Here is a 24,895-nt window from a genome sequence, read left to right on the forward strand (position 1 = left end):
AATATCTCCTAATAAATTGCAAGATTTTCTTGCATCATTTCATGAAGTTTACTATACTCTTTATTATTGATTGCTTTTTCATAAGATAATAAAGTTAAGATAATTGATTTATCCTCTTTTTTTAAAGGTATTTGAAAGTGTTTATAACTATTTTCTATAAAATTAAGTCTTTTATAAAATTCTAATCTCTTTTTTGTTTGTTCATCACATACAGGTTCAATTTCTAAAACTACATTATTTTTATCTTTTAAAAAATCATTTAATATTTTTGTTCCGTAAGATTGTCCTCTATACTCTGGATTGACAGCAAAATGTTCTACAAAATAAAAGTTATCAAACTTCCAATAAAATAATAATGCAATTAATTCATTTTTACTGTTTATATAACATAATGCAGTATAATTTTGATTTTTAAAGATTTTTTCTTGTGTAGTAAGTTGCCGTTTCTCATTTGAAGGAAAAGAGCCTTCATAAAGGCTCCATGTAGCTTTAAAAAGCTTAGTTTCAATTGATTCTAGTTTTATTTCTTGCATAAATATTCCTAAGTAAATTATATATGTAAATTTACTCTAAATAATCTTAGAATATGCATATGCTAATGATTTTAGTTATTGTTTAAAAATCTCCACTTTGTAGGTTTTTCAAGTTTTATTACTTCTCTTACTTTTTGATAGTAAGTTACATTTTTAAAACCTAACTCTTTTAAAGCTCTTTTATATCTATATTTTACGTTTTCCCAATTTATAGACTCTTCTTCTTTACATATCTGATTTTCAATCCACTTAACTTCTGTATCTAAATCTAAAATTTTACTATTTACAGATTTTGGATAGTCATTATCAAAAGATACTTCAAAGAATATTTTATTATTATTTTTGTTTACCCAAACAATATCATCTTTTGTTAATAGATTTTCTACCTTATAAAATAAATCCTCATCTTTTTGTAATATATCTATAACATCATCCATATTATCTGTAATATTTGTTATTCTACTTGAAACTATAACTTCAGAAATTTCTTTTGCTAAATTCTCCACTCTTACCCTTTATTTTAGTAATTACATATATTATAGCAAAATTTAAGGATTTTTGTGATTGATTTTTATTTTTTTTTGTTTTTTCAAAACAAAGTCCCAAAATATAGGCTCAAAATATTAAAATTTTTCTTTTTTCTAATCTTAAATTCATATTAAATTAGTTAGAATTAAAAGAAAACCAATTATTAAGTACTTTCATGAAAAAACATATTATAGAACAATCAGTTATATTTTTTAGTGTTACAAAATGGGTTTTATTATCATCTTTTATAGGTGTAACAATTGGCTTTATTATTGCATTTTTTTTAAATACTATTCACCAAGCAGAAGTAAGTAGAGATTTTCTTCCTTTTGATTATTATTATTTATTGCCTTTTGCCTTGATGCTTAGTGTTTACCTTGTTAGAAAATTTGCTCCAAATGCAAAAGGACATGGAACAGAAAAAGTAATAGAAGCTGTACATAAAAGAGATGGTAAAATTGAAGTTGCAGTTATTCCTATCAAACTACTTGCAACAATAATAACTCTTTTTGCTGGTGGTTCAGCTGGAAAAGAAGGTCCTGGTGCACAAATTGGTGCAGGCAGTGCTTCTTTTTTATCTGACCTTTTTAAATTTTCAAAAAAAGATAGGAAAAAACTTGTTATTTGTGGTATTAGTGCAGGTTTTGCTTCTGTATTTGGAACTCCTATTTCTGGAGCAATTTTTGGAGTTGAAGTATTAATTGTAGGTATCATTATGTATGATGTACTTCTTCCTTCATTTATCTCTGGTTTTGCTGCATATACAACCGCAAAAATGCTTGGTGTAAACTATACATATTTTAATTTACATTTTTCTCAAGCAATTCCTATAGATTTAACTTTAGTTTTTCAAGTTATAATTGCAGGATTATTTTTTGGTATTGTTTCTGACTTTTTAATTACAGCTTTTAAAAAATCTGAATACTATATAAAAAGAATTGATATCAATATATATACAAAAGCTTTTTTAGGTGGATCAATTTTAGTAGTTTTATCTTTTTTTGTAGGAGATAGATATTTTGGATTAGGTCTTAATACAATATCAGATGTTCTTTATTCAGATCCAAGTATAGCAGAAGACGTCCCATGGTATGCATTTATTATGAAAACCATATTCACCTCCATAACACTTTCTGCTGGTGGTAGTGGAGGAGTAATTACTCCTATATTCTATATTGGAGCCACAAGTGGACACTTTTTAGGTGGACTTTTTGGTGATAACCTTGCATTATTTGCAGCTTTAGGATTTACAAGTGTATTAGCAGGTGCAGCTAATGCTCCAATTGCAGCTACTATTATGGCAGTTGAACTCTTTGGGGTAGAAATAGCCCATTATGCAGCAATAAGTGCTGTTATTAGTTTTTTAATTACTGGACATAGAAGTATATTTTTCTCACAAATATTAAAAATGAAAAAGTCCGATATGTTAAGTATTGAATTTGGAAAAGATTTTGATAATAACGATATAGACTTATCTTCAAAAAGTAAAGAAAAAATTGTAAAGATGAGAAGAAGACTTAAAAATATAATAAGACATACAAAAGAGGATTAACTCTTTTGTATTCTAGTTATTTAAATCAATTTTTGTTAAATACTCTTTAAAACTTTTACTATTTAAGTTATCTTTTTTATAATCATTGATTAATTTTTCAATAAAACTTGGTACTTCATCTGCTGGTATTTTCAATTTTGAAGATTGAGCAAATTTACTCTTAATTGTTCCTTGTAAATGTCCTCCTAATTGAATATCATAAGCCTCAACTCTTTGACCATCAACTCTTGTTTTACAACCAATTAATCCAATATCAGAAATTTGAGAATGAGAACATGCATTTCCACAACCTGATACAGATATTTTAATATACTCATCAAAATCAGCACATTTATCTTCAAGATATTTTATCAATGAATTTGTATAGTTTTTTGTTTCAGTAATTCCAAACTTACAAAACTCTCTTCCCGTACAACTTTGTATTATACCTCTAAATGTATTTGGTTCATAAGGATATCCTAAAGCATCAAACTCATCAGCTAACTGCTTTGCAACTTCATCTTTCACTCCATATACAATAAAGTTTTGTCTAGTTGTAAGTCTTATTCCTTTTGCATCATACTTTTCTAAAATAGTAGCAAATTTTTCAAAATCATCACCTGGAACTCTTCCTGCTATTGTTGCAAATCCAATAAAACTTTCACCCTCAACTTTAGATTTATTTATTCCAAAATGATTTCTTTTTTCAATTGGTGTAATTTCTGGTTCTTCTAAACCTACTTGAAGTTTATATCCAATTTTATTTTCAATTTCATCTACAAATTTTTCAACTCCCCAATCATTAATTAGGTGTCTAATTCTTGCTTTATTTCTATTATGTCTATTTCCATTATCTCTAAAAATTTCTGCAACGGCAATTGATACATCTTTTATCTGTTCTTCTTTTACATATCTATTTGCTCTATATGCAATTTGTTTTGATTTTGATAATCCTCCACCAATTGTCAAATCAAATAATATTTCATCTTTTTCTTCAAAAGCTGTAAATGCAATATCTTGTATTTCATGCCCACAACAATGACATGCACATCCACTAACAGATAATTTATATTTTCTAGGGAAATTACAAAATTGATCTTCATTTGTATCAAAATAAGTATCAATCTCTTTTACTATTTTTGTTACATCAATAATCTCATTATTATCTAATCCACTAACTGGACATGTAACAATTGGTCTTGGTCCATCACCTGAAGCCATTCTTGATGTTAAACCAACAGACTCTAACATATTAAATATTTCAGGTAAATCTTTTATTTGTATATAATGAAACTGTACATTTTCTCTTGTTGTAAAATCAACTAAACCTTGTGCATATTTTTTTCCTATTTTAGCCATTACTTTTAATTGTTCAAGATTCATAGAAGCATCAACTAACTTTACTCTTTTCATAAAATACTTCTTGTCTTCTAAATCGTCATGATTTATATGAGGATACATTCCATACCACTTAAGCAAACCAATATAATCTTCACTTAAAGGTACACCCTCATTGGCTTCTTTATAAATATCATCTATAACTCTCAAGGGATTTCTAGATGCTTTTAATTGTTCAAGTTTTGATAATTCTTTTTCCATTTTAAATCCTATTTAATTACTACTTTTTAATATTTTACATTAATACTTATATATTTTATATAAAATAAATTTATTTTTATTATAAGTAATTGATATTATAAAAAAATTTTACTTATAGTAAAGAAACAAATCTATTTAGTAAAACTATAAATTATATAAATTTATTTGATTTTAAATATATATAAACAATTATATTCTCATATTTTGTATAGAAAAGTAACAATCACTTTTTTTTTCTAATTTTTAAACACAAAAGAGCCATTTTATGGGCTGTTGGTAGTTTTAATTACATATATTATGCTATAATAACAAATTATTGTATATTTTTTATATAGTAATTACTACATTTATGGCTAAAAAATAGTCATTTGCATTCAAATAGTATTACGAATATAAAGTATATTATAAGTTTAATTTCAATTTAAAACATTTTGTGTGAAACTAACACAAATTAAATTTTAAATCAATAATTTGGAGATAAGATGAAAGCATCTGATTTATTTATCAAAGCTTTAGAAAACGAAGGTGTAGAATATATTTTTGGTATTCCTGGTGAAGAGAACCTAGACTTACTTGAGTCACTAAGGCAATCACCAATTAAATTAATACTAACAAGACATGAACAAGGTGCAGGTTTTATGGCGGCAACTTATGGAAGGTTAACAGGAAAAGTTGGTGTATGTTTATCAACTTTAGGCCCTGGTGCTACTAACTTTGCAACTAGTGCTGCTTATGCACAGCTTGGTGGTATGCCAATGATGATGATCACTGGACAAAAACCAATCAAAAAATCAAAGCAAGGTAGATTTCAAATCATAGATATTGTTGATATGATGAGACCTATGACTAAATATGCAAAACAAGTTGTTAATGGGAATAATATCTCTTCAATGGTACGAGATGCATTTAAAATTGCAACTGCTGAAAGACCAGGAGCTGTACATATCGAACTTCCTGAAGATATTGCAGAAGAAGAAACTGATGATACTGTATATCCAGTAAGAGAAGTAAGATACCCAAGAGCTGATAAAACTGCTATTTTAGATGCTGTTAGAATGATTGAACAAGCAAAAAGTCCTTTAATCTTAATTGGAGCAGGTGCAAATAGAAATAGAATTGGCAATGCTTTAACTGAATTAGTTAATGATACTGGAATTCCATTTTTTACTACACAAATGGGTAAAGGTGTAATTGATGATAATCATAAATTATGTTTAGGAACAGCTGCATTATCTGATGATGACTTTATACATGGAGCAATAGTTAAAGCTGATTTAATTATCAATGTAGGTCATGATGTTATTGAAAAACCACCTTTTTTCATGCATGAAGGTGCAGAAGCAACTAAAGTAATTCACTTTAACTTCTTCCCATCAGAAGTTGATCCAACATATTTCCCTCATTTAGATGTAATTGGTGATATTGCAGGAAGTATTGAATACTTAAACAGAGCTTTATCTCCACAAGCTCACTGGGATTTTGACTTTTATAAATTAATAATTAAAACAATAAATAAAAGATTAACAAAATATTTTGGTGATATGAGATTCCCAATTTTACCTCAAAGAGCTGTTAAAACAATTAGAGATATTTTAGCTCCTGAGGATATAGTAACATTAGATAACGGTGTTTATAAAATCTGGTTTGCAAGAAACTATAAATGTGCAATGCCAAACACACTAATATTAGATAATGCTCTTGCAACTATGGGAGCTGGTCTTCCATCAGCAATGGCTGCAAAAATGGTAAATCCAGATAAAAAAGTTGTTGCAGTTTGTGGTGATGGTGGATTTATGATGAATTCACAAGAAGTAGAAACAGCAGTAAGATTAGGATTAGATTTAACTGTTGTAATATTAAATGATGATGCATATGGAATGATTAAATGGAAGCAAACAGGTATGGGATTTGATACTTATGGTTTAGATTATAACAATCCAGACTTTGTAAAATATGCAGATGCTTATGGTGCAATTGGTCATAGACCTCAATCTTGTGAAGAGTTTACAGAAACTTTAGATAAATGTGTTAATTCTAAAGGTGTTCATATAATTGACTTAGCTGTTGATTATTCTTTAAACCACGCAATTTTAAATGACCTTGTGAAAAATGCTGAAACATTATTAGAAGAAGGAGTAGATAATGAGTAAAAAAATAGAAGTTACATCACCATTTGATGGTAAAGTAGTTGGAGAAGTTCCATTTAGTACAACAGAAGAAGTAGAGGCAGCTATTGATCTAGCACAAAATACTTTTTTAGACCACAAAAATGCTTTACCAAAATTTAAAAGAATTGAAATTTTAGAAAATGTAATGAAAATTATGTCTTCACAAGTAGAAGAGCTAACAAAGCTTTGTGCTAGTGAAGGTGGTAAACCTTACATGGATTCTAAAGTTGAAGTAAATAGAGCAATCAATGGTGTACAACTTGCTATTGAGCACTTAGGTGCTTTTGAAGGTAAAGAAATAGCTATGGGTCATACTCCATCAAGTGCAAATAGAATGGCTTATACATTTAAAGAACCAATTGGGGTAGTTGCAGCAATTTCAGCTTTTAATCACCCTTTCAATTTAGCAGTACACCAAGTAATTCCTGCAATTGCGGTTGGTTGTCCAGTTATTATTAAACCTGCAACTCAAACTCCAATGAGTGCTATTAAATTAGTAGAAATTTTAGAAGAAGCTGGACTACCTAAAGGTTGGGCACAAGCTGTAGTTTGTGGAAGAGATGCTGGTGAATTACTTGCAACATCTCCTAAAGTTGACTTCTTAACATTTATTGGTTCAGGTGCTGTTGGTTGGTACTTAAACTCAAAAGTATCAAATGGAACAAGAGTTGCACTAGAACATGGTGGTGTTGCACCTGTAATTGTTGAGCCAGATGCAGATATTGATGCAATGATTCCTGATTTAGGAAAAGGTGGTTTTTATCATGCTGGACAAGTTTGTGTATCAGTTCAAAGAGTTTATGTTCATGAATCAATTTGTGATGAAGTAGCTACTAAACTAACAAACTATGCTTCAAACTTAGTTGTTGGAGATCAAATGGATCCAAAAACAGAAGTTGGTCCACTAATTAATAATAATGAAGTAGATAGAGTTGAAGAGTGGGTTAACGAAGCAGTACAAAAAGGTGGAAAAATTTTAACTGGTGGAAAAAGAATTTCAGCTTCTTGCTATGAACCAACAGTTATTTTAAATCCAGCTGATGATGCACTTGTTTCTACAAAAGAAGTATTTGGACCTGTTGTAATCATTTACTCTTATTCAGATATTGATGAAGCAATCAATAGAGCTAATGGGCTTGAAGTATCTTTCCAAGCTGCTGTATTTACTAAAAATATTGACACAGCTTTAAATGCTGTTAAAAGATTAAATGGTACTGCTGTAATGGTAAATGATCATACTGCATTTAGAGTTGATTGGATGCCATTTGGTGGAGCAAAAGCCTCAGGACTTGGTCTTGGAGGAATTCACCACTCTATGGAAGAGATGTCAAACGAAAAAATGATGGTTATTAAATCACCAGTATTATAATTTAAAAGACACAAAGTACTCCTTTGTGTCTTTTTATCTACTAAACAAATTATCTATCTTACTTTAGATACTTCATCTAGATAGTTATTAATCTTTTTTTTGTTATTATTAGCAAATGAAAGAGAAAAATCTAAAGTTATATCACGAATATACACACTATAAAAACCTTATGACCTACATACCAATAAATTATTGTAAAATTCAAAAAGATGATATTTGGATTGATGCTGTAATTTATGAAGCTGATGACAAAAGTTTATATGTAAGAAGTACTCAAGAGTTTATAGAAAAATTTTATTTAAAGAAGTAACTTTACTTAAATATATGATTTATATACTTTAAAATTATGGAGTAAAATAATAATGAATTTACACGAATATCAAGCAAAAAATCTATTTAAAAAATATGGTATCCCTACAACAAAGGGAAAGCTACTTACTCACTCTTCACAATTAGATGATATATTAGATACATTAGGTGAAGAAAACTTAGTAATAAAAGCGCAAGTTCATACAGGCGGAAGAGGAAAAGCTGGTGGAGTTGTTTTAACAAAAAATAAAAAAGAAGCAAAAGAAGTAACAAATAGGTTACTTGGAAGTAGATTAGTAACTTATCAAACATCAAAAGAGGGTCAACCTATAAACTCACTATATATTGAAAAACCTTGCGAATTTGACAAACAACTATATTTAGCTTTTCTTGTAGATAGAAGTAGCCAAAGAATAACTATTATGACTTCAAGTGAAGGTGGAGTAGAAATAGAAGAAGTAGCAAAAAATGACCCTAAAAAAATTAAAAAAAATAAAATAAACCCAGTTGTTGGAATCATGCCTTATCAATGTAGAGAAATTGCATTTGATTTAGGATTAGATGACCATCAAGTAAAACAAATGATTCCTTTATTACAAAACATGTATAAAATGTTTTTGGAAAATGACTTATCATTAATTGAAGTAAATCCTTTAGTTATTACAAAACAAGGAGATTTAGTATGTTTAGATGGGAAAATCCAAGTTGATAATTCTGCACTATTTAGACATAAAAAACTAAATGAAATTAGAGATGAAACACAAGAAGATGCAAGGGAATTACAAGCTGAGAAAATGCAGTTAAATTATGTTTCATTAGATGGGAATATTGGTTGCATGGTAAATGGAGCAGGACTTGCTATGGCAACAATGGATTTGATTAAAACATATGGAGGTGAGCCTGCAAACTTCTTAGATGTTGGTGGAAGTACAAATGAACAAAGAGTTATTGAAGCTTTTAGAATTATTTTATCAGATAAAAAAGTAAATGGAATACTTATAAATATTTTTGGTGGAATTGTAAGATGTGATGTAATAGCAAATGGGATAATTGCAGCAGTTGAAAAAATGAATATGAATATTCCATTAGTAGTTAGACTTGAGGGAACAAATGCAAAAGAAGGCTTAGAACTAATTAGAAATTCTGGATTAAATATAAAAGAAGAGCAAGATTTAGATAAAGCAACTAAAAAAATAATAGAATTAACAAAAGGGAATTAATAATGTCTATCTTACTTGATAAAAATACAAAAATAATGTGTCAAGGTATGACTGGAACACAAGGTACATTTCATACTCAAAAGGCACTTGAATATGGTACAAATATGGTTTGTGGTGTTGTTCCTAAAAAAAGAGGTTTAACACATCTTGGATTGCCTATGTATAATAGTGTTAGATGTGGGATTGATTTAACAGGAGCTAATGCAAGTATTATTTATGTTCCTGCTCCATTTTGTAAAGATTCAATTATTGAAGCTGCTGAAAATGGAATCGAACTTATTGTTTGTATTACTGAGGGTGTTCCTGTAAAAGATATGCTTGAAGCAAAAGCAGCAGTTGATGCAAATGGTGCAAGATTAATTGGTCCAAATTGTCCAGGTGTTATAACTCCTGGAATTGGGAAAATGGGAATTATGCCAGCTCAAATTCATGAAGTTGGAAGTGTAGGAATTGTATCAAGATCAGGTACACTAACTTATGAAGCAGTAAATCAATCAACACTTGCAGGACTTGGGCAAAGTACTTGTGTAGGTATTGGAGGCGATCCAATTCCTGGAAGTGATTTTATTGATATGCTTAAACTTTTCCAAGAAGATGAACAAACAAAATCAATTGTAATGATTGGTGAAATTGGTGGAACAAAAGAAGAACAAGCGGCTGAATATATAAAAAAACATATTACTAAACCTATTGTTTCTTATATAGCTGGTGTTACTGCACCAAAAGGAAAAAGAATGGGTCATGCAGGAGCAATCATTGATGGGGGAAGTGGAAAAGCTGAAGATAAATACAAAGCTTTAGAAGCAGCAGGTGTTACAACAGTAAAAACAATTACACATATAAAAGATGCACTATTAGAAGTAAATAAAAAATGAAACTAACAAATGAACAAATAGAAGAGTTTAATGAAAATGGTTTTTTACTAATTAGAAATTTTGCAAGTGAAGAACTTTGTAATAAAATCTTAGAAAAAGCAAATTACCATTTGGATAATAAAATCCAACCAATTGAAAGTGAACAAGAGTATTTAAAAATTAATGAAGGAAATATTACGGTTAGAAGATTAAGACAAGTTTATGATAGAGAAGATGTTTTTAAAGAGTGGATGACAGATACTAAAATAAGACCTATTTTAAAGCAACTTTTAAATGATACGCCTGTTTTAACCCTTGCACATCATAATTCAATTATGACAAAAATGCCAAAAGATAGTTCAAGAACAACTTGGCATCAAGATAGAAGGTATTGGAACTTTGAAAATGATGACTTAATTAGTATTTGGTTAAGTTTAGATGATGAGTATTTAGATAATGGTTTATTAGAGTTTATTCCAAAATCTCATAAATTAAATTTAAAAAAAGAACAATTTGATGAAAGAATAAATTTCAAAGATAATATAAAAGAGAATAAAGAGCTAATTAATAATGCAGTTCATTATAATCTAAATAAAGGTGATATTGTTTTATTTCATTGTAAAACATTACATCATGCACATAAAAATAATACAAAAAAACCTAAAATATCATTTGTTTATACAGTAAAAGCAAAAGCTAATAATTTTATTAAAAATACTAGAAGTGATTTTAAAGAAGTAGTTTTAGAAGATTAAAGAGATTTTCTCTTTAATCAGGTTCTGGAAGGCCATGTGGAGTTGGTTGTTTATTATAATCAAGTGCAACCATAATAACTTCATCTACATTTACAATAACCTTATCTGTAGTTTTATTTCTAAGCTCACACCTAACTGTAATAGAAGTTCTACCTGTTTTTACAAGTTCTGTTCCAATAACTAAAATATCCCCAATATTTGCAGGGTTTTTAAATCTAACCTCACTCATTTTTACTAAAGCAAGTCTTGTAGTTCCAAGTTTATTAGCTGCAAAGATGATAACCTCTTCATCAATCCATGCTAAAGCTTGTCCTCCAAATAAAATTCCCGCTGCATTTAAATGAGGATACATAACTAATCTTTGTGTTCCATATTCCATATTTATTTAACCTCTTTTTTTATTGCGTATTTATAACAATTATATAGTAAATAGTAGATAAAAGTGAACTATTTTTTTGGAAAAAATAATTCATAATCTTTTGGTATATTTTTAAAACTCTCTAAGTTTTTACTGATGAAACCATTTTTATTTAAAACTGCATTTATAATAACTTTATTATATTCAAAAACATTTTCATCACATAAGTATTCATATACATTTACCCACTTTGCATCTTCTATTTCATCAGTATCATTAATATTTATATTATATGAAAGTGCTTTTGCAGAACATAAAATATATAAATTAGATTGTTCAAATTGATGGGGATAAAAATGTCCTAAACTAATGATTGATTCAAATTCAACTTTTATACCTGTTTCTTCATATGTTTCCCTTGCCACAGCAGTTGAAATTAGTTCACCATTATCTATGTGACCACCAGGAAGTTTATAGCCTATTTTTGATATTTTTTCTTTTATTACAAGAAGTTCTTCATTTTCATTTATGACAACAACCCCTACACCTAAAGTATGATTTACAGCAGTTGGTATTATGGCATTTTTCACTAATTGTTTTACCATAAATACATAATTATGCTCACATGTATGAAACTCAAATCCATGTTTTACTGCAATTGGTATAAAACTACTTTTTGTTATATCAATAGTTATCCATATGAGTCTTCTTTGTTTTTTTAAACAGTAATTTATTAATTGTAGTAGATTTTTTTCAAACTCTATACTGTTATTTGGCATTGTATTTTTTTCTACTGTAATTCCATTATATGGATCTAAAACAATATCAAAGCAGCCAATAGTTTCAATATAATCACTCATAAATAGACCTTTTTAAGTGAGATTAAATCAATTTAAGTAGCTTTTAGCCAAAGTAACAACACCACTAATTATAAACTGTATTGCTAAAGCTCCTACAATTAAACCCATAAGTTTTGTAATAACATTTTGTCCAGTTTGACCAAGATATCTTTTAATATGAATAGAATTTTTAAAAATAAAATAGAATATAATAGCATTTAAACAATAAGCAATACTAATAGAAGCTAAATCTATAAAACCATCTGCTTCATGTTTAAAAATAATAATTGTAGAAAATAGTCCCGTTCCAAATACAATAGGTATTGCAATTGGAATAATTGCTAATTCTTCATTTAATTTATCTTCATCATTTGATTTTACTTTTATATTTCCACTTATCATAGAAAGTGCCATAAGTAATAATACTAATCCACCCATTACTTTCAATGAATTTATATCTAATCCAAATACTTTTAATACAAACTCACCAGCAATAATAACAACAAAAAAAGAGATAACTATTGTATAAGTTGTTTTATAAGCTACTTTGTTAATCTCGGTTTTTGTTATATTTGGACTTAATATTGATAAAGCAACAGCACTAATTCCAATAGGATCCATAATAGCAAAAAAAGTAATTGCTTCTTGCAGAAAATTAGCTAAGTAATCTTCCACTTATGACATCCCACCTTTTGCATTATATTTCTTTTCTAGTAAATGCCCTAGATAACTTAATGAAAATGTTATACTTAAATAAACTAAAGCAATGACAATCCATGTTTCAAAAGGAGAAAATGTATTTGCAACTATTTCTCTTCCAACCTTTGTTAAATCTGTAATTGCAATAACAGAAACTAATGAAGAATCTTTTACAAGTGCTATCATTTCTCCTACAAGTGTAGGTAAAGCTCTTTTCAAAGCTTGAGGAAAAATAATATGTCTTAAGGCTTGAAAATGAGAAATTCCTAATGAATTTGCAGCTTCAAGTTGGCCTTTATCTATTGATTGAATTGCACCTCTTAATATTTCAGCCATATATGCACCAAAAAATATACCAAGAGATAATACCCCTGCAACAAATCTATCTAATCCAAAAATATTCGCAATTATAAAATAAAATAAAAAAATCTGAACTAATAAAGGAGTTCCTCTAACAAGAGTAATATAAACTGTTGCAATATCCCGTAAAAATACAAAAGTAGATAATTTCATCAATGCAGTTATAATACCTAATAAATATGTCAATATTGCTGCAAAAAAGGATATTTTGATAGTTATCCAAAAGCCTTTTAAAACAGGACCAATTTTAGTTGTTGTTCTAGAAGCAATATTATCAAATTCATAAATATCCGCACCAATTTCATATTCAAATGTATAACTACTATCAATATTTAAAAGGGTTTTCCCATCATCATTTTCTAAGTAGTACTTCCCTTTATCTTCTATCAAAACACCACCAACTGGTGCAGTTACACTTTGAGTTTGTTCATAAACGAAATACTTTGGAATAGAAGTCCACTTCCACTCATAATTCATATTTGATGCAGCAGTAAATAAAAAATATCCAACTGCCATATAAAACGCTAAAGCAATAATATGCCCTAGTGTTTTATTTTGTGCTAAAGACTGTTTTTTACTCATTATTTACTGAACTCTTTTTAACCAATTTGTATTAACAAACCATTTTTTATATAATTTATCATAAGTATCTACTAATTTATCTTCTTTAATTTGTTTCAAGAAGTTATTTAACCAATTAAGAAAATCAGGGTCGCCTTTTTTAATAGCGAATGCTAAAGGTTCATATGTTAAAGGTTTATCCAAATGAACTAATCTTCCTTTTCCTTTACTAGCCATAAATATTGAGTTATAAGGTTTATCATTTACAAATGCAGTTGCATTTCCATTTAACACTTCAGAAACAGCTTCTACTTCTGTATCAAAAGTATTTATTTTTGCATTTTTAAAAAATTTTCTAGCAACAATTTCACCTGTTTGTCCAAGTTTTGCTGTAATTATATATTTTTTATCATCTAATTGTTTTGCATCTTTAATTTCATTTGCAAATTTATTATTTATTAATACAGTTTGACCAATTACTAGATATGAATCTGAAAAATTAACTTTTAAGTTTCTTTTTTGAGTTATAGTCATACCAGCAATTATAATATCAAACTTATCAGTTAAAAGTCCTGCAATAATTCCTCCAAATCCAGTAGGAACTATTTTTAGTTTTACACCCATTTCTCTTGCCATTATTCTTGCAATATCAATATCATAACCAATAAGTCTACCTTTTTTATCTTTCATTTCAAAAGGCATATATCCAGGGTCTAGCCCTACTCTTAGCTCACCTCTTTGTACAATTTTATTTAGTGTTGAATTTTTCCATAAATTCAAATCACCTGCACATAATGTTGAAGTTAAAAAAACTAACATTATTAAAAGTATTTTTTTCATTATTTTTCCTTGTGTATTAATGTACTAATATTTCTTTTAAGAATTTTTTTGCTCTTTGACTTTTTGGGTTATTAAAAAATTCTAAGGGAGTATTTTCTTCTACAATTGCACCATTATCCATAAATACAATTCTATCTCCTACTTCTTTAGCAAATCCCATTTCATGAGTAACGCAAACTAATGTATAATTCTCTTTTGCTAAATCTTTCATAACTGAAAGCACATCTCCTATTGTTTCTGGATCAAGTGCAGATGTAGGTTCATCAAAAAGTATTACTTTTGGCTTCATTGCTAAACTTCGTGCAATTGCAACTCTTTGTTTTTGTCCACCACTTAAATCAGCTGGATATGCATTTGCTTTATCTTCTAGTTTTACTTTTTTTAAAAGTTCCATTGCTATTTCATGTGCATCTTTTTTTGAAATATTCTTAACTAGAGTTGGAGCTATTGTGATATTTTCTAAAATTGTTAAATGTGGGAAAAGATTAAAATGTTGGAATACCATTCCAACTTCACTTCTTATAGCTTTTAAATTTTTTTTACTATTATGAATATGTAAATCATCAACTGTAATTTCACCATCATCAACTTCTTCAAGACCATTAATACATCTAATTAATGTAGATTTACCAGAACCACTAGGTCCACAAATAACTACAATTTCACCTTGTTTTACTGAGAAATCTATATCTTTAAGTACATGAAAATCATCAAAATATTTATTGATTTTATTCATCTTTATTATTTCATTATTATCCATTAGCTCTCTTTTTTGAAAAATAGAAGCTATTATTTTACTGTATAGTCATTTAAAGGCAAATTAATAGATAATTTTTATATGACTAAAAGGATTATTTATCATTTTTAAAAATGCTTCTTTAATGCAACTATTTAGTTATATAATAATTACTTAATTTAAAAAAAGGAAGTCTTATGAAAAAGTTTCTATATATAACAGATCAAGACGAATATACTGATCATAGTTTTATTGGTGCCTTTTTTGAAAAATATCTAGGTAAATATTTTGATACAAATATTCTTTATTTTTCTGAATTTAAATCAGATTTTGAAAGAAAAGATGAACAAAGATTTATACTACCATTAAAATTAAAAAAAGATTTACTAGATGAGTTATCAAAAAATGGTATAGATATAGATTCATATGATTATATTGTAGTAAGAAATGATTTTGACACTTTAAAGCATATATTAAAAAGAAAAATCAAACATAATTATAAAGTTGGATTTAGATTATCTTTTTCAAAAAGAATTGTAAAACTACAAGAAGATGAAGTAAGTAATAAAAAAAGTATTTTTGATGTTATAGGAAATAGTATAAAAACAATAAGTGAAACAAATCTTATAAATGAAAGTGATATATTTATCCCTACTTCTGAACATATAAAAAAAGAGTTTTTCCCAAACATAAAAATAAAAACTTTTACAATTCCTCCTGCAATTGATCCAGAAGTTTTACATGAGAATATCCAGCATGTAGAAGATTTCAAAAGATTTTTTTATGCGGGAACACTAGATAAACTTAGAGATTTTGAAACAATATTAAAAGCATTTAGCCAAATAAATAGCAATCAATTTAAACTTTCAATCTCTACTAAAGATCCAAAATATGCAGAAGAAATGCTTTCAAGGTTTCCTAATTTAAAAAACTGCGTAGAAATTTATAATGCAAGAACAAAGAGTGAACTTTTACAACTAATAGCAAAAGCTGACGTAGGATTATCTATCTTACCTGATATTGCACTATTTAATAGTTCAACACCTGTTAAAATTCTTGATTACTATTCTAGTGGTATTCCTTGTATTATGACAAATAGTACAAATAATCAAGAGCTATTTAAAAGTGATAATGAAGCTTGGTTTTGTAAATTTGATGAAACATCAATAAAAGAAAAACTTGAAGAGATTATTAGTTTATCTAAAGAAGAAGTAGCACAAATAGGAATAAATGGACAAAAAAGATTACTTGAAGTAAGAAACTATGAAAAAATATCTAAAAATTTTGCTTTAGAATTAGATTTATTATAAGAAGGATTTAATCCTTCTTATTCCACGAAATAAGTGCCCACTGTACATAGTCTTGTTCTTGTTTTTTTGTTAAATCTAATGAATCATAGTGTTGTTCTAAACGTTTTATCTCTTCGTCGTTTAAAGAATCTAAACTCCAAGAAATAGAATCAACAAACTTCTGTTTTGATTTATAAATAGTATTTCTTCCCTCACTATCAATAAAGTTAACTTCTGCTTTAATTCCTAGTGAATACAAAATATTTACCACATAAATATAATCAGGTTTTTTTATAATATCTTTGTTTAATACATCTAAGATTTCATCACTTACAAAAGAACCACCTTTTTTATATGAAATAACAACTTTTTTATTTGCTTTGTCATTTAATTTTATCAAAGCTTCTTTCATATCTTTTACTTCCATTGATCTTGAAGCAATAACTAAATCTGCATTTGGAACATCACTCCAATCATCATACCAAGACTTATTGATTGTTTTAATATTTGTTATATCATTATTTTTTGCATTTTCATTTAATAGTTCTAACATCTTTGTTGAATAGTCTAAACTATAAACTTTTTTTAATTTTGGTGCTAATTTTAATGATAGATTTCCAACTCCACATCCCACATCTAAAACTGTCTCAATTTCTTGTAAGTCTAATCTTTGAATAAATTGTTCATTATATACTGATTTGTGAACTCTTTGATTCATAGAACTAGCTTTTTCATCCCAAGCCTCTTTTGCTTTTGGTTTAAAAGTTGTAAGCTCTTTTTGTTTTTTATATAACTCATTGAAATCTATATCTTCATACTTCACGAAAAATCCTTATTGTGCTTTTTTTGACCAATATCCTGCAATAATTGAACCTGAGATATTATGCCAAATACTAAATATAGCTCCTGGTAAAGCACTTAATGGTGTAAAGTACTTTGTAGCAAGAGCAACAGCTAAACCTGAGTTTTGCATACCAACTTCAATTGCAACTGTTTTGCATACTTTATGCTCATATCCTAAAAGTTTTGAAATATAGTATCCTCCAGAAAGTCCAATTAAATTATGTAAAATTATTCCAACAAACATTGAAATTGCAATACTACTTATTCTTTCTTGATTTAAACCAATTACAATTGCAATTATAAAAATAATAGAACCTATTGATAAAAGTGCAAATAATTCTTCTCTTTTTGCAATATGTTTATGAAAAAAATGATTTAACACAAGACCTAAAAGTACAGGTAAAAGAACTATCTTCATAGTACTTAAAAGCATGCTAAATACTGGTACAGGTACAGTTTGTCCCACATAAAGTAGTGTCAAATATGGAGTTATTACAATTGATAAAAGTGTTGAAACTACTGTCATTGTTATAGATAAAGCTACATCAGCTTTTGCTAAAAAAGCAATTACATTTGAAGCTGTTCCACCTGAAACGGCACCAACTAAAATCATTCCTACTAATAACTCTGTAGAAAAATTCAATAACCTTGAAATAACAAAAGCAGCCAAAGGCATAAGCAAAAACTGTAAAAGTATAGTAATTGCAATTATTTTTGGTTTTGTTAAAACTCTTTTAAAATCCTCAACCTTTAAAGTAATACCCATACAAAACATAATAAAAACTAAAAGTGGAATAATCCAACTTTTAAAACCAACTACAGCCTCAGGCTGAAAATATGCAAAAATTGATACTAAAATTGCCCATAAAGGAAATAATATTGAAATTTTTTTAATCATCATCTATCCAAATTTTTTCCATATTTTACAAAAAAAGGTTTAAACTTTCTTGTATAATCTTGCTTTTATTCTTCTTTTATATACTCTTTTACGCTAATTACTTGTGAAAAAATAGTTTTTAATGCTGACATATAAGAGTTATGAACTGTTTTTGCAGGAATTTTCTCACCTAAAAACTCTAAATCTTTTGTAGCACAAGCATCACTTAAAACTGTGCATTTATAAGATAAATCAAAAGCTGCTCTTGTTGTAGAATCAATACACATATGACTCATCATACCACAAATAACCAACTCTTTTATATCTTTTTTTTCAAGTTCTTCTTGTAGTTTTGTTTTTAAAAAACTATTTGGAAAATTTTTCTTTATTACAATCTCACTTGATAAAGGAGCAACATTTTCATGTATATTTACTCCTTTTGTATCACAAACAAAAAAAGTTGCATCTTTTTTTGTATTTATATGTTGAATGTGAAAAACTGGTAATTTATTTTTTCTAAAGTGCGTTAAAATCTCTTTTGCTTTTAAACTAGCTTCATTAGAGTTCACTAATGGATTTTTTCCTTTTTCAAAATAATCATTTTGAATATCTATAATTAATAATGCTTTATTCATAAATTTTCCTTTTATTGATTAAAATTATTCCTATTATTATTGTAATAATTCCTATAATTTGATTAGCTTCTATTTTTTCTTCTAATAAGAAAAAAGAAACAACAACTGCACTTACTGGCACTAAATAAAAAATCGATGAAACTTTTGAAATTTCACCATTCTTTATCATTACATATAAAAGTGACAAGGCACCAATACTAACCCCCACTGTCATATATAATAAAGCAATAGTAAAATCTAAATTCCAATTAATATGACTATCTTCGTAAAGTAAAAATGGTATTACTAAAATAGTTGAACTTAAAGTTTGTATTGTACCACCTGAGTAAAGGTTCATATGAGAACAATACTTTTTTTGATATAAACTTCCAATACTCAAACCCATTAAAGAAACAAATGACCAAAACAATCCAAGCAAAGTTGTTGAAGAAAAATCAATTTTTGTATATACAACAAATCCAACCCCAACAAAACCTATAATCAAACCCAAGCAAACTTTTTTATTTACATCTTCATCTAAAAGTTTTAACGCCAAAAAAGTTACTATTATTGGTTGTAAAGCTATTATTAAGGCATTTGTAGCACCAGAGATTCCATAACTAATAGATAAGAATCCTCCTATTGAAAATATTCCAACTGTCAAACTACCTGCAAATGCAATTTGAAAAAACTCTTTTTTTGTTTTTGGAAAAGGTATTTTAAAAACAATAGTAATCAAAAATAATATACAAAAAGCAATAAAAAATCGCAATTCTAAAAAAGCCATTGCAGATGAATTTTTTAAGCCATATTCACAAAAGATAAAACCACTTCCATATAAAAACATAAAGAAAAATGGCAAAATTGATCTTTTTATATAAAAATACATAATTAAGCTTTCTTTATTACAAGTTTTTTAGAATAATTTTTGTTTATTAATCCCATTGAAATAAGAACAATAATAATTCCTATAAATACATTTGACTCTATTTTATTATCTAAAACAAAATAAGCTACAAGAACTGAAACTACTGGTAATAAATAAAATAATGAAGATACTTTTGATACTTCACCATGTCTAATCATATAATATAACAAAGACATAACTCCAATACTAGCAATCACAGACATATAAAATAAAGCAATTATAAATTCTCCATTAAATGAAACCCTTATATCTTCAAAATATAATAAAGGCAATACAACAATTGCAGAAACAAAAGTCTGAATAACTCCACCTGTAATCAAATTCATATTTGAGCAATATTTTTTTTGATAAAGACTTCCAAAACTCATACCTAGTAATCCTAATACAGCAAATAAAAAACCAATTAATTCGTTTTTGTTAATTTCACTATCAAATCCCAATACAAGAATTACTCCAACTAATCCAAATAATAATCCAAACCATGCTTTAATACTTACAGATTCACCTAAAAATCTCATTGCAAGAAATGAAACAACAATAGGCTGTAAAGAGATAATCAATAAACAAAAAGCAGGTGATAAGCCATAATCAATTGAATTAAAACATGCAATAGAAAAAACTCCTACAGATAAGATTCCAGCAATACCAATATGAAATATTTCGATTAAGCTATTTGGAAATTTTAATTTAAATACAAATACAACAAATAGCAATACAATAAATGCAAATAAATATCTCAACTCTAAAAAAGCCATACTACTTGCATAAGTTAAACCCATTTGAATAAATACAAAACCAGCACCAGAAAGAGTAATAAAAGCTAGTGGTACTATAAAAGATTTTAATTTTAAAAACATTTTTCTCCTTGACTATTTAGTCAAATAAAAGTATAGCAAAGTCTTGACTGATTAGTCAAGATTTTTAAAATTTATTTTTTAAGTGTGTTTAAAAAAAGTTCTAGTTGAGAAATACAAGTTGTAAAACAACTTGCATCTTGAGACTTCTTTGCAGTGCCTATACACCCTTCAATTGAAGCTACTATATACATAGAGAGTGCTTTTGTGTCATTGTGAGAGATTTCATTTTTTGCTATTGCTTTATCTAATACTTTTTCAAAAATATTTTCAAATTTTTTATAAACAATCTCTAAAGCTACTTTAAAATCCTTGTCAATAGGAGATAATTCTTGCATAAGATTATTTAGTTTACATCCAGATGTAAAATCAAAGTTATCTCTTTTTTTTATCATCTGCATCATCTCATCACAGATATTTTCTTCATAATCTAATAATACACAATACTTATCATCAATATAAGCATTTACTTTTTCATTTATAACAGCAAGAGCTAACTCTTTTTTAGACTTAAAAAAGTGATACATACTTCCTTTGTTCATATTTGCTTTTTTTAAAATCTTATCAACAGAAGTTGCAGAGTAGCCATTATGATATATCTCATCAAAGGCTACTGTTAGAAGTTTTTCTCTTGTGGTATTCATACTAAATTCTTAATCTTTTTTTGTATAGACTTTAAAACTCCAAGCTGGGCTTTTAATTCTATCTTCTTCTAAAATAGCTTCATAATCTTTTTGCTCAATTAAATCCCAAGAAGAAAAATCAATCTCTTTAAGATAAGCATCTGCTTTACCTTCAAAGTCAACCTCGCTTAAATACATTTTATCAACGTAAGGAAATAGTGTTTCATAGATATTTGCTCCACCTATTATAAAAAGTTCTTCTTCACCATTTGCTCTTGCAAAATCAAAAGCATCTTGAACTTCACTAAAAGCATGTACACCCTCATGGCTAAAGCCAGTTTTACTTAATACTAATGAAGTTCTATTTGGAAGAGGTTTTCCAATACTTTCAAAAGTTTTTCTTCCCATTAAAAGATGATGTCCTGAAGTAATCTTTTTAAAGTTTTTAAAATCCTCTGAGATATGCCAAAGCATTTTATTGTCTAAACCAATCTCCCAATTTTTACCATATGCAACTATCATTGAAATTTTCATTATACTGCCATCTCCCCTTTAATTGCTTCATGACACTTGTAATTTACAAGTTCAAAATCACTCATTTTAAAATCATTTATATTTTCTATATCTTTATTTATTTTCATTGTTGGTTTTTCATATGGCGTTCTTGTAAGTTGTAGTTTTACTTGTTCCATATGATTTGAATAAATATGTACATCACCAAAAGTATGTACAAAATCCCCTACTTCTAACTTACAAACTTGAGCTATCATCATAGTTAAAAGTGCATATGAAGCGATATTAAAAGGAACACCTAAAAATACATCTGCACTTCTTTGATATAACTGACAAGATAGTTTATTATTAGCTACATAAAACTGAAAAAAAGTATGGCAAGGTGGTAATGCCATATTCTCAATTTCTGCTGCATTCCATGCATTTAAAATGATTCTTCTACTATCTGGGTTTGTTTTAATTTGATTAATTACATCTGCAAGTTGATCAACTTTTTTACCATTTGCACCTTCCCAACTTCTCCATTGACTTCCGTAAACTGGGCCTAACTCTTTTATGGTATCAGTATTTATATAACCTAAATCTTTACCTTGTTTATTGGCATTTGCAGTCCATACTGTTTTTTTATCTATTAGATTTTCTCTTTTGTCATCAAAATGAATTTCTGCAAGTCTTCTTTCATCTGTACTTCCTTCAATAAACCATAAAAGCTCACTAATAATTGCTTTTAAATGTGTCTTTTTTGTAGTAACTAAAGGAAAGCCTTCACTTAAATCAAATCTCATTTGATATCCAAAAACAGAACTTGTACCAGTTCCAGTTCTATCTTCTTTTTTTATTCCATTATCTAAAATATGTTGTAATAAATCTAAATACTGTTTCAATTGTTTTCCTTATTTAAATACTCATATAAATACAAGTATTTTCTTAATTCTTTTAAACTTTCATGCTCTAATCCAGTTTGAATCCATCTTTGAATTTCACTTGGAATAGTTAAAGGTTCTAAAAGTTGTGCTTTTTTCTCTTTTGATATTTTACCATGTTCAAATAAAAGTGAGATATGAGAAAGAATAGAAGTTATTGCTAAATCTCTAATTTGTGATATTTCTTCTACTGTTTTTTCATCTTGTATTAATTCAAAAGTTTCTAAGTATGTTTTTGTAAGTTTTTTTAAAGGAATTTTATCTTCTAACTTTTCACCAAACTCTTCTTTTATACTTTTACATAAGCTTAAAAAATTCTTGCCATATTTTTCATATTTTACAAGACCAACGCCATTTATATCAAGCATATCTTCTTTTGTAAGAGGTAGTTTTGAAGCTAACTCTTTTAAAGTTTTATCTCCAAATATAACATAAGCTGGTACTTCATGCTCTTGTGCTAACTCTCTTCTTAAGCTTTTAAACTTTTCATATAACTTTTCATCAAAACTTAACTGTGTATTCTCTTCTTCAAATTTTTGGGCAATACCTAACTTATCACTATCTATTAGAAGTTTTTCTTTGCCTTTAAGGATTTGCATTCCTAAACCACTTATTTTTAAGACTCTAAATTCACCTAAGTTAACTGCTTTTATATCTATTAGTTTATCAGCAATTGCTATCCATTCATTTTTACTTTTATCACTTCCCAAGCCATAAACATTTAGTCTGTCATGTCCAAACTCAAGAAGTTTTTGATTTTTTGAGCCTCTTAAAATATCAATAATATGATTTGTTCCAAAACGCTGTTCGCTTCTATAAACTGCACTTAAAAACTTTTGTGCATCAACACTTACATCAACTTGTTCAATCTCACCTTTTGTACAGTTATCACACAAAGTTTTACAATCATCAATCTCATCTTCAAAATAAGAAGCAATAATCTTATGGCGACAATTATTTGATACACAATATCTATACATAGCTTCAAGTTTATCAAGTCCAGTTTGTTTATAGCCTGTATCAATTGCATCTTCTATTTGTATTTTTCTTTTTACCTCATCAGCTTTTGAATAAAGTAAATAAACATAAGACATATCACCATCACGACCTGCACGACCTATTTCTTGATAATAGTTCTCTAAGGTTTTAGGTAAACTTGTATGTATTACAAATCTAATATTTGACTTATCAATACCCATACCAAAAGCAATAGTAGCTACTACAATATCAATCTTTTCATATACAAAATCATCATAAACCTCATCTTTAATACTTGGGTTTAATCCAGCATGATATGCCTTTGAAGAGTAGCCATTTTCACACAAAAACTGCGCTGTTGATTCTGCTTCTTTTCTTGTAAAAGTATAAATAATTCCACATAAGCCTTTGTGAGTTTTAAGAAAATTTAGTATTTGCTTTCTACCATTTGTAATTCGTGGTTCTACTTTTATATCAAGATTGTTTCTATGTGTTTTAGCACGAAAATGTTTAGCATCATTGAGTTTTAAACTTGAAGCAATATCAGCTTCTACTTTTTTAGTTGCAGTTGCAGTAAATGCAGCAATACAAGTATCTGGGAAAAATCTTTTTAGCTTATCAAGATTTCTATACTCTGCTCTAAACTCATGTCCCCAAGCACTTACACAATGGGCTTCATCTATAACAAAATAGTTAATATTGATTCGCTGTAATACTCCTACAAACTCATTTGAAGTAAATCTTTCAGGTGCTACATAGATAAATTTTAGTTTACCTTCTAAAAGCTTTTGCATTGTAAAACTATTTTCATCATTTGTTTGAGAAGAGCTTATCATCTCTGCTTTTATATTTAAATCATTTAGTGCTTTTATTTGGTCTTGCATAAGTGCAATAAGTGGAGAGATTACTACTGTTACTCCATCCATAAGCAAAGTTGGTAATTGATAGCAAAGTGACTTACCGCCACCAGTTGGCAAGATAGTTAAAACATCTTTTTTTTGGATAATACTATCTACAACTTCTTCTTGGAAACTTCTAAAGTATTCATGACCAAATATATCTTTTAGTATTTTGTGTTTATTATTCATTTGAAGATTTTATCATAGCTTGGGTTATGGGTGTATGAAAGATTGTGAGAATAAAGAAGATGATAAGAGATTTCAACTTTTAAATAATATTCTTGTAATATATTTA

At 27.8% G+C, this 24,895-nt stretch carries 26 protein-coding genes; 8 read left to right on the top strand and 18 right to left on the bottom strand.

Features of this window, described 5'->3' with window-relative positions; all coding sequences use genetic code 11:
* Positions 1-8: 8 nt before the first annotated feature.
* Entirely contained in the window at positions 9-533 is a 525-nt protein-coding gene (locus AMRN_RS11910; protein ID WP_099310831.1) for a GNAT family N-acetyltransferase, read from the bottom strand.
* 71 nt (positions 534-604) lie between these two features.
* Positions 605-1,039 carry a hypothetical protein gene (locus AMRN_RS11915; protein WP_099310832.1) on the bottom strand — a complete coding sequence of 145 codons (435 nt, stop codon included), beginning with the start codon at positions 1,037-1,039 and terminating at the stop codon, positions 605-607.
* 197 nt (positions 1,040-1,236) lie between these two features.
* Here AMRN_RS11915 and AMRN_RS11920 point away from each other — a divergent pair, with 197 nt between their 5' ends.
* Positions 1,237-2,613 (top strand): chloride channel protein, encoded by a 1,377-nt coding sequence (locus tag AMRN_RS11920; protein WP_099310833.1) that lies wholly within the window; start codon positions 1,237-1,239, stop codon positions 2,611-2,613.
* A gap of 12 nt (positions 2,614-2,625) precedes the next feature.
* Here AMRN_RS11920 and AMRN_RS11925 read toward each other — a convergent pair whose 3' ends face one another.
* A complete protein-coding gene (locus AMRN_RS11925; protein WP_099310834.1) occupies positions 2,626-4,191 on the bottom strand; it encodes a nitrite/sulfite reductase in 1,566 nt (521 codons plus the stop codon).
* A gap of 482 nt (positions 4,192-4,673) precedes the next feature.
* Here AMRN_RS11925 and AMRN_RS11930 point away from each other — a divergent pair, with 482 nt between their 5' ends.
* The 6 genes from AMRN_RS11930 to AMRN_RS11955 all read left to right on the top strand — a co-directional run bounded on the left by AMRN_RS11930 (position 4,674) and on the right by AMRN_RS11955 (position 10,866).
* Positions 4,674-6,341, top strand: a complete 1,668-nt coding sequence (locus AMRN_RS11930; RefSeq protein ID WP_099310835.1) for an acetolactate synthase large subunit — start codon at positions 4,674-4,676, stop codon at positions 6,339-6,341.
* Positions 6,334-7,728 (top strand): aldehyde dehydrogenase family protein, encoded by a 1,395-nt coding sequence (locus AMRN_RS11935; RefSeq protein WP_099310836.1) that lies wholly within the window; start codon positions 6,334-6,336, stop codon positions 7,726-7,728. The genes AMRN_RS11930 and AMRN_RS11935 overlap by 8 nt, the downstream gene beginning before the upstream one ends.
* 169 nt (positions 7,729-7,897) lie before the next feature.
* Positions 7,898-8,038: a hypothetical protein gene (locus AMRN_RS11940; protein WP_196777493.1), complete on the top strand. Its 141-nt coding sequence runs from the start codon at positions 7,898-7,900 to the stop codon at positions 8,036-8,038.
* A 52-nt stretch (positions 8,039-8,090) separates the two neighbouring features.
* The gene (sucC, locus tag AMRN_RS11945; protein ID WP_099310838.1) at positions 8,091-9,257 is read left to right on the top strand and encodes an ADP-forming succinate--CoA ligase subunit beta; all 1,167 of its coding nucleotides are present in this window, start codon (positions 8,091-8,093) and stop codon (positions 9,255-9,257) included.
* Positions 9,258-9,259: 2 nt separating this feature from the next.
* Complete coding sequence (sucD, locus tag AMRN_RS11950; RefSeq protein WP_099310839.1) at positions 9,260-10,132, top strand: succinate--CoA ligase subunit alpha; 873 nt, start codon at positions 9,260-9,262, stop codon at positions 10,130-10,132.
* A complete protein-coding gene (locus AMRN_RS11955; RefSeq protein WP_099310840.1) occupies positions 10,129-10,866 on the top strand; it encodes a phytanoyl-CoA dioxygenase family protein in 738 nt (245 codons plus the stop codon). The genes sucD and AMRN_RS11955 overlap by 4 nt, the downstream gene beginning before the upstream one ends.
* A gap of 13 nt (positions 10,867-10,879) precedes the next feature.
* Here the strand turns inward: AMRN_RS11955 and AMRN_RS11960 are convergent, their stop codons facing one another.
* The 6 genes from AMRN_RS11960 to AMRN_RS11985 form a co-directional block, all read right to left on the bottom strand.
* Positions 10,880-11,245 carry an acyl-CoA thioesterase gene (locus AMRN_RS11960; protein WP_099310841.1) on the bottom strand — a complete coding sequence of 122 codons (366 nt, stop codon included), beginning with the start codon at positions 11,243-11,245 and terminating at the stop codon, positions 10,880-10,882.
* Positions 11,246-11,313: 68 nt separating this feature from the next.
* Positions 11,314-12,084: an NUDIX domain-containing protein gene (locus tag AMRN_RS11965; protein ID WP_099310842.1), complete on the bottom strand. Its 771-nt coding sequence runs from the start codon at positions 12,082-12,084 to the stop codon at positions 11,314-11,316.
* A 27-nt stretch (positions 12,085-12,111) separates the two neighbouring features.
* Complete coding sequence (locus AMRN_RS11970; protein ID WP_228150811.1) at positions 12,112-12,738, bottom strand: MarC family protein; 627 nt, start codon at positions 12,736-12,738, stop codon at positions 12,112-12,114.
* A complete protein-coding gene (locus AMRN_RS11975) occupies positions 12,739-13,704 on the bottom strand; it encodes an amino acid ABC transporter permease (RefSeq protein ID WP_099310843.1) in 966 nt (321 codons plus the stop codon).
* A gap of 3 nt (positions 13,705-13,707) precedes the next feature.
* Positions 13,708-14,523, bottom strand: a complete 816-nt coding sequence (locus AMRN_RS11980; protein ID WP_099310844.1) for a transporter substrate-binding domain-containing protein — start codon at positions 14,521-14,523, stop codon at positions 13,708-13,710.
* A 16-nt stretch (positions 14,524-14,539) separates the two neighbouring features.
* Positions 14,540-15,268, bottom strand: a complete 729-nt coding sequence (locus AMRN_RS11985; RefSeq protein ID WP_099310857.1) for an amino acid ABC transporter ATP-binding protein — start codon at positions 15,266-15,268, stop codon at positions 14,540-14,542.
* Between the two features lie 188 nt (positions 15,269-15,456).
* Between AMRN_RS11985 and AMRN_RS11990 the strand changes: the two genes are divergently transcribed.
* Positions 15,457-16,569, top strand: a complete 1,113-nt coding sequence (locus AMRN_RS11990; RefSeq protein ID WP_099310845.1) for a glycosyltransferase — start codon at positions 15,457-15,459, stop codon at positions 16,567-16,569.
* 7 nt (positions 16,570-16,576) lie between these two features.
* Here the strand turns inward: AMRN_RS11990 and AMRN_RS11995 are convergent, their stop codons facing one another.
* From AMRN_RS11995 to recQ, 9 genes are all read right to left on the bottom strand, one after another.
* Positions 16,577-17,371, bottom strand: a complete 795-nt coding sequence (locus AMRN_RS11995; protein WP_099310846.1) for a class I SAM-dependent methyltransferase — start codon at positions 17,369-17,371, stop codon at positions 16,577-16,579.
* 9 nt (positions 17,372-17,380) lie between these two features.
* On the bottom strand, positions 17,381-18,289 hold the full coding sequence (locus AMRN_RS12000; protein ID WP_099310847.1) for a bile acid:sodium symporter family protein: 909 nt from the start codon (positions 18,287-18,289) through the stop codon (positions 17,381-17,383).
* A gap of 65 nt (positions 18,290-18,354) precedes the next feature.
* Entirely contained in the window at positions 18,355-18,903 is a 549-nt protein-coding gene (locus AMRN_RS12005; protein WP_099310848.1) for a cysteine hydrolase family protein, read from the bottom strand.
* Complete coding sequence (locus AMRN_RS12010; RefSeq protein ID WP_099310849.1) at positions 18,896-19,771, bottom strand: DMT family transporter; 876 nt, start codon at positions 19,769-19,771, stop codon at positions 18,896-18,898. Before AMRN_RS12010 ends, AMRN_RS12005 begins: the two co-directional genes overlap by 8 nt.
* 2 nt (positions 19,772-19,773) lie before the next feature.
* The gene (locus AMRN_RS12015; protein ID WP_099310850.1) at positions 19,774-20,667 is read right to left on the bottom strand and encodes a DMT family transporter; all 894 of its coding nucleotides are present in this window, start codon (positions 20,665-20,667) and stop codon (positions 19,774-19,776) included.
* Positions 20,668-20,738: 71 nt separating this feature from the next.
* Complete coding sequence (locus AMRN_RS12020) at positions 20,739-21,308, bottom strand: TetR/AcrR family transcriptional regulator (RefSeq protein ID WP_099310851.1); 570 nt, start codon at positions 21,306-21,308, stop codon at positions 20,739-20,741.
* Positions 21,309-21,317: 9 nt separating this feature from the next.
* The gene (locus AMRN_RS12025; protein WP_099310852.1) at positions 21,318-21,821 is read right to left on the bottom strand and encodes a dihydrofolate reductase; all 504 of its coding nucleotides are present in this window, start codon (positions 21,819-21,821) and stop codon (positions 21,318-21,320) included.
* Positions 21,821-22,684 carry a thymidylate synthase gene (locus tag AMRN_RS12030; RefSeq protein WP_099310853.1) on the bottom strand — a complete coding sequence of 288 codons (864 nt, stop codon included), beginning with the start codon at positions 22,682-22,684 and terminating at the stop codon, positions 21,821-21,823. Before AMRN_RS12030 ends, AMRN_RS12025 begins: the two co-directional genes overlap by 1 nt.
* Entirely contained in the window at positions 22,681-24,789 is a 2,109-nt protein-coding gene (gene recQ, locus AMRN_RS12035; RefSeq protein WP_099310854.1) for a DNA helicase RecQ, read from the bottom strand. The genes AMRN_RS12030 and recQ overlap by 4 nt, the downstream gene beginning before the upstream one ends.
* Positions 24,790-24,895: the final 106 nt, after the last annotated feature.

It is taken from the genome of Malaciobacter marinus, assembly GCF_003544855.1.
GTDB classification, from domain to species: domain Bacteria; phylum Campylobacterota; class Campylobacteria; order Campylobacterales; family Arcobacteraceae; genus Malaciobacter; species Malaciobacter marinus.